Genomic DNA, 15,321 nt, shown 5'->3' with positions numbered 1-15,321 from the left:
CCGGCAATGACGGCGGGTAACGGTTCCCTCGAGGGACGTGTGGCATTCGTGACGGGGGCCGCACGTGGACAGGGTCGGGCGCACGCGATCCGGTTGGCCAACGAGGGCGCCGACATCATCGCTGCCGACATCTGCGGTCCGGTGTCCGACACCATCACCTATCCGGCGTCCACCGCCGACGAGCTGGCCGAGACGGTCCGCGGTGTCGAGGCCGCCGGTCGCAAGGTGTTGGCCCGCGCGGTCGACGTGCGCGACCTGGAAGCGCAGCAGCAACTGGTCGCCGACGGTATCGAACAGTTCGGCCGGCTGGACGTCGTGGTCGCCAATGCCGGTGTGCTGAGCTGGGGACGGGTGTGGGAGCTGACGCCCGAACAGTGGGATACCGTCATCGACGTCAACCTCAACGGCACCTGGCGCACGATCAAGGCGGCGGTGCCGGCCATGATCGAAGCCGGCAACGGCGGGTCGATCATCATCGTCAGCTCGTCCGCCGGGGTCAAGGCCACGCCGGGCAACTCGCACTACGCGGCTTCCAAACACGGGCTGGTCGCCCTGACCAATTCGCTGGCACTTGAGGTGGGGGAGTTCGGGATTCGGGTCAATTCGATCCACCCGTATTCCATCGACACCCCGATGATCGAGCCCGAGGCGATGGCGGCCATCTTCTCGAAGTTCCCCAGTTTCCTGCACAGCTTCGCCCCGATGCCTTACCACAAGGTGACCGACGGCAAGAACGAGGGACTGGCCGCGTTCATGGCGCCCGAGGAGGTCGCGAACGTGGTGGCGTGGCTGGCCGGGGACGGGTCGGCGACGTTGTCGGGCAGCCAGATCGCCGTCGACCGCGGCGTGCTCAAGTACTAGCGGTGGTGGCTCGCGCGGCTATCCGTCCGTCAGCGCAGCGGTGAACTGTTCGATCGCCCAATCGATTTCGGCCGCCGTGATGACCAGCGGGGGCGCGAAGCGAAGGGTGTGACCGTGGGTGTCCTTGACCAGGACGCCTCGTTGGGCCAGTCGCAGGCTGATCTGTTTTCCGGTGCCCAGTCGCGGGTCGATGTCGACACCGGCCCACAGCCCCTTTCCGCGCACCGCAAGCACGCCGGACCCTTGCAGCTCGGCCAGCCGGGCATGCAGGTGTGCTCCCAACTCGGCTGAGCGGGACTGGTATTCGCCGCGTTCGAGAATGGCCACCACGGTGGCACCGACGGCGGCGGCCAGCGGGTTGCCGCCGAAGGTGGAACCGTGCTCACCGGGATGCAGCACGCTGAGGATGTCGCGGTCGGCCACCACGGCGGATACCGGCACCACGCCGCCGCCGAGTGCCTTGCCCAGCAGATACACATCCGGCACCACCGCCCAGTGCTCGCAGGCGAAGGTGCGCCCGGTGCGGCCGAGTCCGGACTGGATCTCGTCGGCGATCATCAGCACGTTGCGTTCGGTGCACACCGCCCGTACCCGGGGCAGGAAATCGTCGGGCGGCACGATGATCCCGGCCTCGCCCTGGATGGGTTCGAGCAGCACCGCCACCGTGTTGTCATCGATCGCGGCGGCCAGCGCATCGGCATCACCGAAGGGCACGGACCGGAACCCCGGGGTGAAGGGACCGAAGCCGGCGCGCGCCGTCGGGTCGTCGGAGAAACTCACGATGGTGGTGGTGCGACCGTGAAAATTGTTCTGCGCCACCACGATATTGGCCTGGTTCGCCGGGACGCCCTTAATGTCGTAGCCCCATTTGCGGGCCACCTTGATACCGCTTTCGACGGCCTCGGCACCGGTGTTCATCGGCAACACCATTTCTTTGCCGCACATCCGGGCCAAGGCCGCGCAGAACGGGCCGAGCCGATCGGAGTGGAACGCGCGGCTGACCAGGGTGACGGTGTCCAGTTGGGCGTGCGCCGCCGCGGTGATCTCCGGGTGGCGGTGGCCGAAGTTCACCGCGGAGTAGGCGGCCAGACAGTCCAGGTAACGCCGGCCGTCCACGTCGGTGATCCACACGCCTTCGGCCGATGCCGCGACGACGGGCAGCGGCGCGTAGTTGTGCGCGGCGTACCGGTCGACAAGTGCTATCGCATCGACGTCCATGCCACCAAGGATGGTCATGAATGGACTTCCAGGGTGCAGCATTTGACGGATCCGCCGCCCTTGAGCAATTCGGACAGATCCACACCGATCGGTTCGAAGCCTGCCGCCGACAGTTGTGCGGCGAAACCGGTGGCGGCGCCGGGGTGCACCACGTGGCGGCCGTCGGACACCGCGTTGAGGCCGAGCACGTAGGCATCGGCACTGGTGACCAGGATGGCGTCCGGGAACAGTCGCAGCAGGGTGGCGCGGGCGGCGGCGCTGAACGCCGGTGGGTAGTAGGCGATGAGATCGTCGTCGAGCACCGTCAGTGCCGTGTCGAGGTGGTAGAAGCGCGGGTCCACGAGTTCCAGTCCGATCACCGGCATCCCGGTGATCTGCGCGATTTCGTCGTGTGCGCGCGGGTCGGTGCGAAAACCGTGACCGGCCAAGATTTTCGACCCGGCGACCAGCAGATCGCCCTGGCCCTCGTTGGTATGGCGGGTCTGCACGGGCTGATAGCCCTGGGCGGCCATCCAGGCCGCGTACGCGTCGGCCTCGCCGGCCCGTTGCGGATAGGCGAACCGGGCGACGATGGCGTGGCCCCCGATGATCAAGCCCCCGTTGGCGGCGTAGACCATGTCTGGCAGCCCGGCCGCCGGTGAAACCAGGTCGACGGTGTGCCCGAGATCCCGATAGACGCGGTGCAGGTTCTCCCATTGCTGCACCGCTCGGGCGGTGTCCACCGGGGTAGAGGTGTCCATCCAGGGATTGATCGCGTACTCGACGGCGAAATGCGTTGGCGCGGTCATGGCGTAGTGGCGGGCGCGGGCGGAGCGGGTAGGTGGCAGGACGGGGTGGCTGGCGACCTCGGAAATCGTCATGATTCAACGGTATGCGGGCCGTCGATTGCAATCAATCGCCATATCTTGCGTCATCATGCTTGATCTATTGCGTACAGTCGTCATGAACGGATGTTTATTGTGCGAGGAGTGGTGATGGACCGCCTGGACGAGACCGACGAGCGGATCCTGGCCGAGCTGACCGACAACGCCCGCGCCACCTTCGCCGAGATCGGCGAGCGGGTGAACCTGTCGGCGCCCGCGGTGAAACGCCGGGTGGACCGCCTGCTGGACCACGGCGTCATCCGCGGATTCACCACCGTCGTGGATCGCAACGCGCTGGGTTGGGGTACCGAGGCTTATGTGCAGGTGTACTGCCACGGCACCATCGCGCCGGCCGAGTTGCGCCAGGCCTGGATCGACATTCCCGAAGTGGTCGGCGCGGCGACGGTGACCGGAACCTCCGATGCCATCCTGCATGTGCTCGCGCGCGACATGCGGCATCTGGAAGTGGCGCTGGAACGTATCAGGGCGAGCGCCGACATCGAGCGCAGCGAGAGCATCGTGGTGCTCTCCAACATCATCGAGCGCACCCGGTCCTGAGCAGTACCGACGGGGTGGCCGGCATAACAAAGCCGCCACCATGTTAGAAACACCACGTGAGCACCAACGGGGGCATCGTCATTGTCGGTGGTGGGCTGGCTGCCGCCCGCACCGCCGAGCAATTGCGCCGTGCCGAACACACCGGACCCATCACCATCGTCAGCGACGAGGCCCATCTGCCCTATGACAGGCCGCCGCTGTCGAAGGAGGTGCTGCGTAACGCCGACCACGACGTGGTGCTCAAGCCGCAGGAGTTCTACGACGAGAACAACATCACCCTGCGGTTGGGCTCGGCGGCGGCCTCGGTGGATACCGCGGCTCAGACGGTGACGCTGGCCGACGGCTCGGTGCTCGGTTACGACGACCTGGTGATCGCGACCGGCCTTGTCCCCAAACGTATTCCGTCCTTCCCTGAGCTCGAGGGCATCCGGGTGCTGCGGTCGATCGACGAGAGTGCGGCGTTGCGTGCGCACGCGGCGACCGCCCGCCGTGCGGTGATCGTCGGGGCCGGGTTCATCGGCTGCGAGGTGGCCGCCAGCCTGCGCCAACTCGGCGTGGACGTGGTGATCGTCGAACCCCAGCCCACCCCGCTGGCCTCGGTGCTCGGCGAGCGGATCGGCGCGCTGGTGACCCGGCTGCACGAGGCTGAAGGTGTGCAGGTGCGCTGCGGTGTCGGCGTCGCCGCGGTCGAGGGCACCGATCACGTCGAGAAGGTGGTGCTCAGCGACGGCACCGAACTGGCGGCTGACATGGTGGTCGTGGGTATCGGCTCGCATCCGGTCACCGGCTGGCTCTCCGGCAGCGGTATCGAGGTCGACAACGGTGTGGTCTGCGATGACACCGGGCGCGCCAGCGCCCCGCACGTCTGGGCCATCGGCGACGTGGCGTCCTGGCGTTCTGAGGTGGGACACCAAGTGCGCGTGGAACATTGGAGCAATGTGGCCGAGCAGGCGCGCGCTCTGGTGCCGGCCATCCTTGGTCGGGAAGCCGCGTCCCCGGTGGCTTCGGTGCCGTACTTCTGGAGCGATCAGTACGACGTCAAGATCCAGTGCCTCGGCGAGCCGGCGGCCGATGACACCGTGCACATCGTCGAGGACGACGGCCGCAAGTTCCTGGCCTATTACGAGCGCGACGGCCTGCTGACCGCGGTGGTCGGCGGCGGTATGCCGGGCAAGGTGATGAAGGCCCGCGGCAAGATCGCTGCCGCGACGCCGATTGCCGACGTTCTCCCGTGATTTGTGCACGTTTACCGGCGGAGGCCGCCGGTAAACGTGCACAAATCGCTCAGTGCTCGCCGAGGTAGAACCGCGCGCCCTGGTCGTCGGTGCACAGCGCCGACTTCCCGTAGGACTGCGCCGAGGGCTCTTCGATGACGCTGCCACCGGCCTGGCGGACCCGGGCGACGGCCGCGTCGATATCGGTAACGGTCCACATCGGCACGATCCGGGCGACCTCGGCACCACCGGCGGCGCCGGCCATCGGATGCGTCTCCTGGATGCCCCAGCCGTCGTCGACCCGGCCCGGCTCGAAGGTCCAGAACAACACCTTGCTGTAGAAAGCCTTGAAGGCGGCCGAATCCCGCACCTGGTAGGTGAGGTAGGACAATTCACCCGGTCCGGTGCCGTTGAGCGCGGGCCGCGGTGTGCCCGCGGTGTCCTGGTACACCGCGAACGGGGTGCCCTGCGGATCGGTGGCGTCGCACACCGTGCCGAACTCGCGCTGCTGCGGTTCGGCGACGGTGCCGCCACCGGACACGATCGATTGGCGCGCGGCCTCCAGGTCGTCCACGGCGTAGCAGCAGAACAGCGTGCTCGGGCCGGGTGTTTCGAAGATACCCATGGACAGGCCCGATCCGGCTGGGCCCTCGACGTGATGACCCCGGTAGGACCAGCCCAGCACGTGTGCGTAGAACGCCTCGGCCCGTGCGGCGTCCGGGGTGTTGATCGACACGTAGCCGACGTCGCCGTGCCGGATCGTCACGGGTGCGCCGGTGACGGGGCCCGACAGCATCCAGCGATGGCCGAACGGATCGATCACGGTCGCACCGCGCGACCCGTAACTTTCGTACGGTTCGCGCTGGACGCGTGCACCGTGGTCGCGGGCCCATTCTAGCGCGGCGTCGGTATCGGGCACCTGCAACATCAGGCTTACCGAAACTGACTGCGGTGCAGGACCTTTGAGGCCAATTTCGGGATACTCGTCGGCCAGGTACACCACCGCGCCTGCCATCGACAGCTCGGCGTGCCCGACGCGGCCGTCGTCCATCACCACCGGCGGGCCCGCCAGCACGGCACCGAACACCTCGGCGTACCAGTCCAGCGCGGCCCGTGCGTCCGCGACGGCGAGATAGGGCACCACCGCGGTGACGGCGGACGGTGCGAGTTCGGCAAGCAGTGAATCGGTTCCGCTCATTTCGACTCCTCGGGTTCCGGTGGGTAAGGACAGGGCGGCTTCCAGGCGGGCCCGCAGCCGGGCCGCGAACTCGGGATCGGGTGTGGTCGGAAGGTCGCCGCCGGACAGCGCCCGCAACGGGTCGTGACTGTGGTTGTTCATGGCTTGCCTCCCTCCGGGTAGTGCGATCTGAACGCGCGGCGGGCCCGCACCAGCAGGGCTTCGGTGGCGTGCACCGTGCGCCCGATCAACTCGGCACATTCACCCACCGTGCGGTCGTCCATGTAGCGCAGTGCGAGCACCGTGCGGTGGTGCTCGGGCAGTCTGGCCAGCACCGCCTCGGCGACCATCCGGTCCAGTTCGGCGTCCCAGTCGTCGACCGGATCGGCGGTCTCGGGCACGTCGGCGATCGGGATGGCGAAGCGCCGCCGGTAGTGATCGGCCAGTTTGTGCCGCGCGACTCCGATCAGCCAGGGCACGGTGATCGGCGGCGGCGACGGTTTGCGCGCCGCGTCCATCGCGGCCAGAAACGTCTCCGACGTCAGATCTTCGGCCGTGCCGCGTTCGCCGCAACGCCTGACGAAGTACCCGTACACCACCGGCAGCGCTTCGTCATAGAGCGTCAGCAGCGCCCGTGCAGAGTCGGTTTGGGCGCTCACACCCTTATCGTCGTCGTGGCGGCCCGAACTCCGACGGGGTTGGGCGACTTTCTTTGAAAGTCAGTTCGCGGGGGCGAGCTCGCGCAGCCCGTGGCCCACGACGTCGAACGCTGCACCCAGTGCGTCGGGCAGGGACACCGATTCGTCGGCGAGCCACTGTTCGTAGGCGGTCAGTGCCACACCCAGCGCCGTCCAGGCCACCGTCTGCGGTATCAGGTCGGCGGGCTTGAGTCGCAGCCGGCGCGCCACGAAGGCGGCGATCACCTCGCGCCACCCGGCATACATGGTCATCGAGTAGGCCTGCAGCGCGTCGGTTTCCAGGATGACGCGCATGCGCTGCCGGTGCTGGGGGGTTTCCTCGGCGCCGAAGTCGTTGAAGGTCAACAATGCCGAGCGCAACGCGACGTCGAGCGGAACGTCCTGCGGCACCGCGTTGAGTACATCGCGCAGGTACTGCAGGTGCGCGTCGAAGTCGGCCCAGGGGATGGCGTTCTTGGAGGAGAAGTAGCGGAACAACGTGCGCCGTGAGATACCGGCGGCTGCGGCGACGTCGTCGACGCTGACATCGTCGAAACCCTGGGTGGCGAACAATTCCAGGGCTACCCCGCTGATGTGGCCCTGGGTGGTCGAAGGGCGACGTCCCACGGTCATCGGAGATGCCCCCTTCCATTACGGCACTCGATGCCATATCGTGTGCGGCGTGGGTCACAGTAGTGCGGACCCCGCGGTAACTCTCACCGTAACGAAAGGGGCAGTCCATGGAACCCAATCAGCAGGCTGAAACCGAAACGTCACAGCTGGTCACCGAGTCTCTCGTCGAAGAGGTCTCGATCGACGGGATGTGCGGGGTCTACTGACCATGTCGGCGCCGACAGCCCCGGTGACGGCCTTCGACCCCGCGGTGGCCTGGACCCTGCACCGCCAGGTGGCGGTGCGGCCGGAACCGTTCGGGGCGTTGCTGTATCACTTCGGTACCCGGAAGCTGTCGTTCCTGAAGAACCGGACCATCGTCGAGGTGGTCAGCTCGCTGGCTGACCACCCCGACGTCCGGTCGGCCTGCCGCGCCGCGGGTATCGACGATGACGCGCAAGGCCCCTATCTGCACGCGCTGAGCGTGCTCGCACAGTCCCACATGCTGGTCCCGAGGGAGACATCCGAATGACTATGGCCGCCCCTGTACCCCGGCTGGTCGATCAGTTCGAGCGCGGCCTGGACGCACCGATCTGTTTGACGTGGGAGTTGACGTATGCCTGCAATTTGTCGTGTGTGCATTGTCTGTCGGCTTCGGGTAAGCGCGATCCGCGTGAGTTGAGCACGCGGCAGTGCATGGACATCATCGATGAGCTGGAACGTATGCAGGTGTTCTATGTGAATATCGGTGGTGGGGAACCGACTGTGCGGTCGGATTTTTGGGAGTTGGTCGATTATGCGACCGAACACCATGTCGGGGTGAAGTTCTCCACCAACGGGGTGCGTATCGATGCTGCGGTGGCGGCCAAGCTGGCCGCCAGTGATTACGTGGATGTGCAGATCTCGTTGGATGGTGCGACCGCGGAGGTCAACGATGCGGTGCGGGGTGCCGGGTCGTTCGACATGGCGATCCGGGCGTTGGAGAATCTGGCCGCGGCGGGTTTCCGGGATGCCAAGATCTCGGTGGTGGTGACTCGGCACAATGTGGGTCAGCTCGATGATTTCAAGGCGTTGGCCGATCGTTATGGTGCGACGTTGCGGATCACCCGGCTGCGTCCGTCGGGTCGTGGTGCCGATGTGTGGGATGAGCTGCATCCGACGGCGGCTCAGCAGCGTGAGCTTTATGACTGGCTGGTGGCCAAGGGTGAGCGGGTGTTGACCGGGGATTCGTTTTTCCATCTGTCGGGGCTGGGTGAGCCGGGTGCCTTGGCCGGGCTGAATCTGTGTGGGGCCGGTCGGGTGGTGTGCCTGATCGATCCCGTGGGTGACGTCTATGCCTGCCCGTTCGCCATCCACGAACAGTTCCTCGCGGGGAACGTGCTGGAGCGCAACGGTTTCCAGGACGTCTGGCAGAACTCCGAACTATTCCGCGAACTGCGCGAGCCGCAGTCGGCCGGGGCGTGCACCGGCTGCGGGCACTACGACGCCTGCCGTGGTGGTTGCATGGCCGCGAAATTCTTCACCGGGCTGCCGCTGGACGGCCCCGATCCCGAGTGCGTGCAGGGATACGGGGAGCCGGGCCTTGCCCGCGAGCGGGACAAACCCAAGTCGAGCGTCGACCACTCCCGCAGCGGAAAGCGCAAGACGCCGTCGGGGCCTGTCCCGCTGACGCTGCTGACCGTTCCGCCGTCCAATGTCGGCGGCGGCCCGCCTCCGCCCAAGAAATTCTGCAACGAAAGTCCCGTGTAAATATGGCCCGCGACACCTGGTTCGAAACCGTTGCCATCGCGCAGCAGCGCGCAAAGAAGCGCCTGCCCCGCTCCGCCTATTCCTCGCTGATCTCGGCGAGTGAGAAGGGCGTGTCGGTCTCGGACAACGTGGAGGCGTTCGCCGAGCTCGGCTTCGCCCCCCATGTCATCGGCGCCACCGAGAAGCGTGAGTTGGCGACAACGGTGATGGGACAGGACATCTCGATGCCCGTCATCATCTCGCCGACCGGGGTTCAGGCCGTACATCCCGACGGTGAGGTGGCGGTGGCGCGCGCTGCCGCCGCCCGCGGCACCGCGATGGGGTTGTCCTCGTTCGCCAGCAAGCCGATGGAGGACGTCACCGCCGTCAACGACAAGGTGTTCTTCCAGATCTACTGGCTGGGTAGCCGCGATGAGATCGCCGAGCGGGTGCAGCGGGCCAAGGATGCCGGTGCGGTCGGCATGATCGCGACCACCGACTGGAGTTTCAGCCACGGCCGCGATTGGGGGAGTCCCAAGATCCCCGAGCGGATGGACCTCAAGACGATGCTGAAGATGTCACCGGAGGTGCTCACCAAGCCGCGGTGGTTGTGGAGCTTCGGCAAGCACCTGCGCCCGCCGGACCTGCGGGTTCCCAACCAGGGCCGACGCGGCGAGCCGGGTCCGACCTTCTTCGAGGCCTACGGACAGTGGATGGGCACCCCGCCGCCGACCTGGGAGGACATCGCCTGGCTGCGTGAGCAGTGGCCCGATGCGCCGTTCCTGCTCAAGGGCATGGTTCGGGTGGATGACGCCAAACGTGCTGTCGATGCCGGTGTTTCGGCGATCACCGTGTCCAATCACGGCGGAAACAACCTGGACGGCACGCCCGCCGCGATCCGTTGCCTGCCGGCCATCGCCGACGCGGTCGGTGACCAGGTCGAGGTGCTACTCGACGGTGGCGTGCGCCGCGGCAGTGATGTCGTCAAGGCCGTGGCGCTGGGCGCCCGCGCGGTGATGATCGGCCGGGCCTATCTGTGGGGTCTGGCCGCCGAGGGTCAGGCCGGGGTGGAGAACGTTCTCGACATCCTGCACGGCGGGATCGACTCGGCTCTGCGCGGCCTTGGCAAGTCCTCGATCCACGATCTGAACGCCGACGACATCCTGATCCCGGAGGGCTTCACCCGCGCGCTCGGGGTACCTGCCGGCTGATACAGACGTGGCTGACGTGGCTGACGTGACCGGTAGTCCGTCAGCCACGCCGTGCCACGGAAATCAATTGCAGCGCATGCGCCAACAATCGGCGCACGCCAGGTGAATTCGGCCTACCATCGGCGGGTGGCCTTCCCCACCGACCTCGGCAGCGCGACGTCGAATCGGCTGTATGGGTCTTCACCAGCGCGCAGGCCTGCGCTGATCGTCCCGGTCGGATCGACAGAACAGCACGGCCCGCACCTGCCGCTGGACACCGACACCCGGATCGCGGTGGCGGTCGCCCGGGCGGTCGCCACCCGGGTCGGTTCGGACTGGCTGCTGGCGCCTGCCCTGAACTACGGCGCCAGCGGCGAGCACGAGGGATTTGCCGGCACGGTGTCGATCGGCACCGAGGCCCTGCGGCTGGTGCTCACCGAGTTCGGCCGGTCGGCGTGTAGCTGGGCATCCCGGGTGGTCTTCGTCAACGGCCACGGCGGCAACGTGGCGGCGCTGGCGGCGGCGACCACGCTGCTGCGGGTGGAAGGGCGGGATGCCGCCTGGTGCTCGTGTACGGTCGCAGGCGCCGACGCACATGCGGGTCATACCGAAACTTCTGTATTGCTACATATTTCACCAGAGAACGTGCGGATCGAGGAACGCGTGCCGGGTAACAAAGCGCCGCTGTCCGAGCTGCTGCCGGCGATGCGCCGCGGCGGGATGGCTGCGGTCAGTGAGATCGGGGTGCTGGGTGATCCGACCACAGCGACCGAACAGGACGGCGAGCTGTTGTTCGCTGCCATGGTCGACGGATGCGTGCACAAGGTGTCGAAATGGGCTCCGGATGCCCGCGGGATGCTGACATGACGGGGCCGCGGCTACCCGATGGATTTGCCGTCCAGGTCGATCGGCGGGTGAAGGTGCTCGGTGAGGGTGCGGCGCTGCTCGGTGGGTCGCCGACCCGGCTGCTGCGGCTGGCCCCGGTGGCCCAGACCATGCTCGACGGGGGCAGGCTCGAGGTGCACGACGCGCTCTCGGCTCAGCTGGCCCGCACCCTGCTGGATGCCACCGTCGCACACCCGCGGCCGGCCAGTGGTCCATCGCACCGCGATGTCACAGTCGTTGTGCCAGTTCGCGACAACACGCTGGGGCTGTGCCGGCTGGTGCGGTCGCTGCGCGGCATGCGCGTCGTGGTGGTCGACGATGGATCGACGGTGCCGGTGCGGGACTCCGATTTCGACGGGATCCGCTGCGATGTGCTGGTGCTGCGGCATGCCCGCAGCCGCGGTCCGGCGGCCGCGCGCAATACCGGGCTGGCGGCCTGCACCACCGATTTGGTGGCGTTTCTGGACTCCGACGTGGTGCCGCGCCGGGGATGGCTGGAAGCGCTGTTGGGGCACTTCTGCGACCCCGCGGTGGCCCTGGTCGCTCCGCGCATCGTGAGCTTGCGCGAGCCCGACAATCTGGTGGCGCGGTACGAGTCGGTCCGTTCGTCGCTGGATCTGGGCATGCGCGAGGCGCCGGTGGTCCCATACGGGCCGGTGTCCTACGTACCCAGTGCCGCGATCATCTGCCGGCGTGCTCTGCTGGCCGAAGTGGGCGGGTTCGACGAGACGCTGCGCTCCGGCGAAGACGTCGACCTGTGCTGGCGGTTCGTCGAGGCCGGCCATCGGCTCCGGTATGAGCCCATCGCACTGGTGGGCCACGACCACCGGACGCAGTTGCGAGAGTGGTTCGGGCGCAAGGCTTTCTACGGACAGTCGGCGGCCCCACTGTCGGTCCGGCACCCGGGCAAGACAGCTCCGATGGTGGTGCACCGGTGGATGCTGCTGGTGTGGATCCTGCTGGCCAGTGGGTCCGCCTTCGGATATTTCACCGCGGCGGTCATCACGGTGCTGTTCGGCCGCCGGATCGTGAAATCGCTGGATGCGCAGACCGAACCCAGGCAGATCGCGGCGCTGGCGGCGCGGGGCTTGTGGGGATCGGCGCTGCAGGCCGCGTCGGCGATCTGCCGGCACTACTGGCCGGTGGCGCTGCTGGCGGCCGTGTTCTTCCGGCGTTGCCGGCAGGTGGTCGTGGTGGCGGCGATCGTCGACGGGCTCGCCGACTGGGCCAGCCGCAACAACAACGCCGAGCAGGACACGCACCGGGTGGGCATGCTGAGCTATCTCCTGCTCAAGCGCCTCGACGACATCGCCTATGGACTCGGGTTGTGGACCGGCGTGGTGCGGGAACGTCACGTCGGTGCGCTCAAACCGCAGATTCGGTCGTGACCTGACACGTTGCCCTTCCACAGTGACGTCCTGATCGTTGGGGCCGGCAGCGCTGGTTCGATTCTGGCCGAACGTCTTTGCGCAGACGAACAATGCCGGGTCACCGTGCTCGAAACGGGGCCGGACACCGATGAACCCGCGGTGTCCGCGTTACTGCGGGATGCCGGCCGGTTGCCGATCGGCGTGGGCAGTCCCGTCGCCAGGCGCTATGACACCTCGCTGACCGATCACCCGCACCGGAACGCCACCGTGATGCGCGGCGCGGTGGTGGGGGGCTCGGGCGCGATCAACGGCGGGTACTTCTGCCGGGGCCGGGCGTCGGACTTCGACGGCTGGAACCTGCCGGGCTGGGGCTGGGCGCAGGTGCTGCCGCATTTTCGGGCCATCGAGTCCGATCGAGACCGCAGCGGATCCCTGCACGGTGCGCACGGGCCGATCCCGGTCCGGCGGGCAGCGCAACCGAGTGCCGGCACCGAGACGTTCGTGCAGCGGGTGCTCGGTCTCGGATTCCCCTGGCTCGACGATCTCAACGGCGAACCCCAGCACGATGGGGTGGGCGCGGTACCACTCAACATCGAACACGGGGTCAGGATCGACCCCGCCGCGGCATTCCTGGGCCCGGCACGGCGGCGTGCCAACCTCACCGTGCGGTCGGCGACCCCGGTGCTGCGTGTCCTGCTCGACGGATCCCGCGCCGTCGGTGTACAGGCGATCGGTCCATCGGGTGTCCAGACCCACACCGCGGACCGAATCGTGTTGTGCGCCGGTGCAATCGGATCGGCCCAATTGCTGATGGTGTCGGGCATCGGACCGGCGCGGATGTTGGAGCATGCCGGCATCGCCGTGCACACCGACCTACCGGTCGGGCAGGCGCTGTCCGATCATCCCGAGTGGGTGGTCCCGGTGGACTGGCCCGCCGCGCCCGGGCATCCGCCGGTGGAGGCCGCGCTAGCGGTGGACGATCTCGAAATCAGGCCTTATACAACGGGGTTCGCGGAAATGACCGGCCACGCACCGGCTGACCCGCCGCATATCGGGATCGCGCTGATGCGTCCGCGGGCCCGGGGCGCGATGATGGTGATGTCGGCGGACATCACCGACCCGCCTGTCATCGATCACCACTATGACGCCGAGCAAGCCGATGTGGCGGCCCTGCGGCGCGGCGCCGAGATCGCCACCGCGATCACTGAAGTTACTGGGCAGCAGTCATTCTGGTCTACCACTCAGCATCTCAGCGGGACGGTGCCGATGGGTGCGGTGCTCGATGAGCGATGCCGGGTGCACGGCATCGACGGCCTCTGGGTGGTGGACGGGTCGATCATGCCGACGCTCACCAGTCGGGGGCCGCACGCCACCATCGCGATGATCGGGCACCGGGCCGCCGAGTTCATCGTCTGAACAGCAGCCGGCCGTCCCGGCCCGGCGCGCACAGCGAGATCAGCAGCGCGGCGGCCGCGGTCACCATCGCCAGTACCGTCAGCGAACCCTGCATGGCATACAGGAAAGACATCTTCGCGGCGTAGACCAGGCCGGAGCCGGCCGGGCCCGCCGCCGCGGCGGCACCGAGTGCTTCCCCGAGTGACCCGGCCGCCGCGGTGCGCAGCGGTTCGGGATAGCCGCTCAGCGCCGGCATGATCTCGTGGTTGTAGCGGCCGGCCAGCATCGAGCCCGCCAGGGCGATCCCCAGCGCCGCGCCCATCTCCCTGGTGGTGTCGTTGACTGCGGAGGCCACCCCTTGCTTGTCATCGGGTACCGAGGTCATGATCGCCGAAGTGGTTGGTGCGGTGAACAATCCGACGCCCGTGCTGATCACCAACAGTGGCCATGCCAGTTCCCAGTAGGTCGCGTTCACCGCGAGGCCGCGCATGGACAGCAGCCCGAGTGCCATCAGCATCAGGCCGGTGAACACCACGAATCGCAACCCCAGGCGCGGCAGATACCACGCCGACAGCGGTGACAGGATCAGCAGGGGAACCGCCAACGGCGACAGCGCCAGCGCCGTGCCCAGTGCCGAATACCCGAGTACCAGCTGGATGAACTGCATCTCCAGGAAGAAGAAGCCGAACATCGTCATGAACAACGCCGTGATGGCCGCCGCGCCGGTGCCGAATTCGGGTACCCGGAACAGCCGCACATCCAACAACGGGTGACTGCTGCGCAATTCGACGACGGCGAAAGCCGCCATGAGCAACAGTCCCGCGGCGACACAGCACAGCACGACGGGATGGCCCCAACCGCGGGTGGGCGCTTCCAGGATGCCGAACACCAGCACCGCCACCGCCACCCCGATGGTCACGGCCCCGGCGACGTCGAGCGGGGTGGCCTCGGGATCCTTGGACTCCTTGACGGTGAGCGTCAGGGCGAACGTCAGCGCGGCGCCGCCGGCGAACCCCCAGAACACCGCCTGCCAGGACCAGAACTGCAGCAGCAGGCCCGTTCCGAGCATCCCGACGATCGCCCCGCATCCGGCGATACCGGCCCATATCGAAATTGCCTTGGTGCGCTGGGCTTTTGGATATGCCGTGGTGAGCAGCGACAACGTCGCCGGCATGATGAACGCGGCGCCGGCCCCGGCTACCCCGCGGGCGGCGATCACGTATCCGGGATCCGAACTGAGGGCGGGGACCACCGACGCAACCGCGAACACCGCCAGCCCGGCCAGCAGGGCGCGGCGGCGGCCGAACCGGTCCCCGATGGCGCCCGCGGGCAGCAGCAGGCACGCCAGTGCCAGCGTGTAGACGTCCACGATCCAGGTCAGCTCGGTCTGACTGGCCGACATCGCCATGGCGATATCGCCGAGCGCGGTATTGAGCGCCACCATCGACGAGATGACCAGCAGGACACCCAGGCATGCGATGCACAGTGTCCACACCCGGGTGCGGGCGCCGGCGACGAGTTCTGCGGTGTCGACCATGCTCGGCTCCTCGCGGGTGCGACAATTGAAAGACCT

The 15,321-nt window shown here is 67.6% G+C and carries 16 protein-coding genes; 10 read left to right on the top strand and 6 right to left on the bottom strand.

The features are described 5' to 3' along the window. The first annotated feature begins 6 nt into the window (after positions 1-6). Entirely contained in the window at positions 7-861 is an 855-nt protein-coding gene (locus ACXPWS_RS25355) for a mycofactocin-coupled SDR family oxidoreductase (protein ID WP_458709290.1), read from the top strand. A gap of 18 nt (positions 862-879) precedes the next feature. Here ACXPWS_RS25355 and rocD read toward each other — a convergent pair whose 3' ends face one another. Next, on the bottom strand, positions 880-2,097 hold the full coding sequence (gene rocD, locus ACXPWS_RS25350; RefSeq protein WP_458709289.1) for an ornithine--oxo-acid transaminase: 1,218 nt from the start codon (positions 2,095-2,097) through the stop codon (positions 880-882). Then, positions 2,094-2,939, bottom strand: coding sequence for a dimethylargininase (gene ddaH, locus ACXPWS_RS25345; RefSeq protein ID WP_458709288.1), 846 nt, complete (start codon positions 2,937-2,939; stop codon positions 2,094-2,096). Before ddaH ends, rocD begins: the two co-directional genes overlap by 4 nt. A gap of 114 nt (positions 2,940-3,053) precedes the next feature. Between ddaH and ACXPWS_RS25340 the strand changes: the two genes are divergently transcribed. After that, positions 3,054-3,500, top strand: a complete 447-nt coding sequence (locus ACXPWS_RS25340) for an Lrp/AsnC family transcriptional regulator (protein WP_458709287.1) — start codon at positions 3,054-3,056, stop codon at positions 3,498-3,500. A 56-nt stretch (positions 3,501-3,556) separates the two neighbouring features. Further along, a complete protein-coding gene (locus tag ACXPWS_RS25335; protein ID WP_458709286.1) occupies positions 3,557-4,735 on the top strand; it encodes an NAD(P)/FAD-dependent oxidoreductase in 1,179 nt (392 codons plus the stop codon). A 49-nt stretch (positions 4,736-4,784) separates the two neighbouring features. Here the strand turns inward: ACXPWS_RS25335 and ACXPWS_RS25330 are convergent, their stop codons facing one another. Genes ACXPWS_RS25330 through mftR form a run of 3 tightly spaced genes read right to left on the bottom strand, consistent with a single transcriptional unit; the run spans position 4,785 to position 7,201 of the window. Next, on the bottom strand, positions 4,785-6,053 hold the full coding sequence (locus ACXPWS_RS25330; RefSeq protein WP_458709285.1) for a VOC family protein: 1,269 nt from the start codon (positions 6,051-6,053) through the stop codon (positions 4,785-4,787). After that, entirely contained in the window at positions 6,050-6,550 is a 501-nt protein-coding gene (locus ACXPWS_RS25325; protein WP_458709284.1) for an RNA polymerase sigma factor, read from the bottom strand. The genes ACXPWS_RS25330 and ACXPWS_RS25325 overlap by 4 nt, the downstream gene beginning before the upstream one ends. A gap of 60 nt (positions 6,551-6,610) precedes the next feature. Next, the gene (gene mftR / locus ACXPWS_RS25320) at positions 6,611-7,201 is read right to left on the bottom strand and encodes a mycofactocin system transcriptional regulator (protein WP_458709283.1); all 591 of its coding nucleotides are present in this window, start codon (positions 7,199-7,201) and stop codon (positions 6,611-6,613) included. A 107-nt stretch (positions 7,202-7,308) separates the two neighbouring features. On the opposite strand from mftR, the gene mftA reads away from it, so the two are divergent. The 7 genes from mftA (at position 7,309) to mftG (ending at position 13,769) form a co-directional block, all read left to right on the top strand. Continuing rightward, entirely contained in the window at positions 7,309-7,407 is a 99-nt protein-coding gene (gene mftA, locus ACXPWS_RS25315) for a mycofactocin precursor MftA (protein WP_458709282.1), read from the top strand. Positions 7,408-7,409: 2 nt separating this feature from the next. Then, complete coding sequence (gene mftB / locus ACXPWS_RS25310; RefSeq protein WP_458709281.1) at positions 7,410-7,712, top strand: mycofactocin biosynthesis chaperone MftB; 303 nt, start codon at positions 7,410-7,412, stop codon at positions 7,710-7,712. Between the two features lie 2 nt (positions 7,713-7,714). Then, positions 7,715-8,929: a mycofactocin radical SAM maturase gene (gene mftC / locus ACXPWS_RS25305; RefSeq protein WP_458709280.1), complete on the top strand. Its 1,215-nt coding sequence runs from the start codon at positions 7,715-7,717 to the stop codon at positions 8,927-8,929. A 2-nt stretch (positions 8,930-8,931) separates the two neighbouring features. Then, the gene (mftD, locus tag ACXPWS_RS25300; protein ID WP_458709279.1) at positions 8,932-10,119 is read left to right on the top strand and encodes a pre-mycofactocin synthase MftD; all 1,188 of its coding nucleotides are present in this window, start codon (positions 8,932-8,934) and stop codon (positions 10,117-10,119) included. A gap of 102 nt (positions 10,120-10,221) precedes the next feature. Further along, on the top strand, positions 10,222-10,965 hold the full coding sequence (mftE, locus tag ACXPWS_RS25295) for a mycofactocin biosynthesis peptidyl-dipeptidase MftE (RefSeq protein WP_458709278.1): 744 nt from the start codon (positions 10,222-10,224) through the stop codon (positions 10,963-10,965). Then, positions 10,962-12,371: a mycofactocin biosynthesis glycosyltransferase MftF gene (gene mftF / locus ACXPWS_RS25290; protein WP_458709277.1), complete on the top strand. Its 1,410-nt coding sequence runs from the start codon at positions 10,962-10,964 to the stop codon at positions 12,369-12,371. The genes mftE and mftF overlap by 4 nt, the downstream gene beginning before the upstream one ends. A 9-nt stretch (positions 12,372-12,380) precedes the next feature. Then, positions 12,381-13,769, top strand: coding sequence for a mycofactocin dehydrogenase MftG (gene mftG, locus ACXPWS_RS25285; RefSeq protein WP_458709276.1), 1,389 nt, complete (start codon positions 12,381-12,383; stop codon positions 13,767-13,769). Here mftG and ACXPWS_RS25280 read toward each other — a convergent pair. Further along, a complete protein-coding gene (locus ACXPWS_RS25280; RefSeq protein WP_458709275.1) occupies positions 13,759-15,285 on the bottom strand; it encodes an MFS transporter in 1,527 nt (508 codons plus the stop codon). The two genes, mftG and ACXPWS_RS25280, sit on opposite strands and share 11 nt — an antisense overlap. Between the last annotated feature and the right edge of the window lie 36 nt (positions 15,286-15,321).

The organism is Mycobacterium sp. BMJ-28 (assembly GCF_054404835.1).
This window is presented reverse-complemented; position numbering and strand designations above follow the sequence as displayed.

Excerpts from the sequence above, each read along its gene's own strand:
- ACXPWS_RS25355 (WP_458709290.1), top strand. The coding sequence starts at position 7 with ATGACGGCGGGTAACGGTTCCCTCGAGGGACGTGTGGCATTCGTGACG.
- rocD (WP_458709289.1), bottom strand. The coding sequence starts at position 2,097 with ATGACCATCCTTGGTGGCATGGACGTCGATGCGATAGCACTTGTCGAC.
- ddaH (WP_458709288.1), bottom strand. The coding sequence starts at position 2,939 with ATGACGATTTCCGAGGTCGCCAGCCACCCCGTCCTGCCACCTACCCGC.
- ACXPWS_RS25340 (WP_458709287.1), top strand. The coding sequence starts at position 3,054 with ATGGACCGCCTGGACGAGACCGACGAGCGGATCCTGGCCGAGCTGACC.
- ACXPWS_RS25330 (WP_458709285.1), bottom strand. The coding sequence starts at position 6,053 with ATGAACAACCACAGTCACGACCCGTTGCGGGCGCTGTCCGGCGGCGAC.
- mftR (WP_458709283.1), bottom strand. The coding sequence starts at position 7,201 with ATGACCGTGGGACGTCGCCCTTCGACCACCCAGGGCCACATCAGCGGG.
- mftA (WP_458709282.1), top strand. The coding sequence starts at position 7,309 with ATGGAACCCAATCAGCAGGCTGAAACCGAAACGTCACAGCTGGTCACC.
- mftB (WP_458709281.1), top strand. The coding sequence starts at position 7,410 with ATGTCGGCGCCGACAGCCCCGGTGACGGCCTTCGACCCCGCGGTGGCC.
- mftC (WP_458709280.1), top strand. The coding sequence starts at position 7,715 with ATGGCCGCCCCTGTACCCCGGCTGGTCGATCAGTTCGAGCGCGGCCTG.
- mftD (WP_458709279.1), top strand. The coding sequence starts at position 8,932 with ATGGCCCGCGACACCTGGTTCGAAACCGTTGCCATCGCGCAGCAGCGC.
- mftF (WP_458709277.1), top strand. The coding sequence starts at position 10,962 with ATGACGGGGCCGCGGCTACCCGATGGATTTGCCGTCCAGGTCGATCGG.
- ACXPWS_RS25280 (WP_458709275.1), bottom strand. The coding sequence starts at position 15,285 with ATGGTCGACACCGCAGAACTCGTCGCCGGCGCCCGCACCCGGGTGTGG.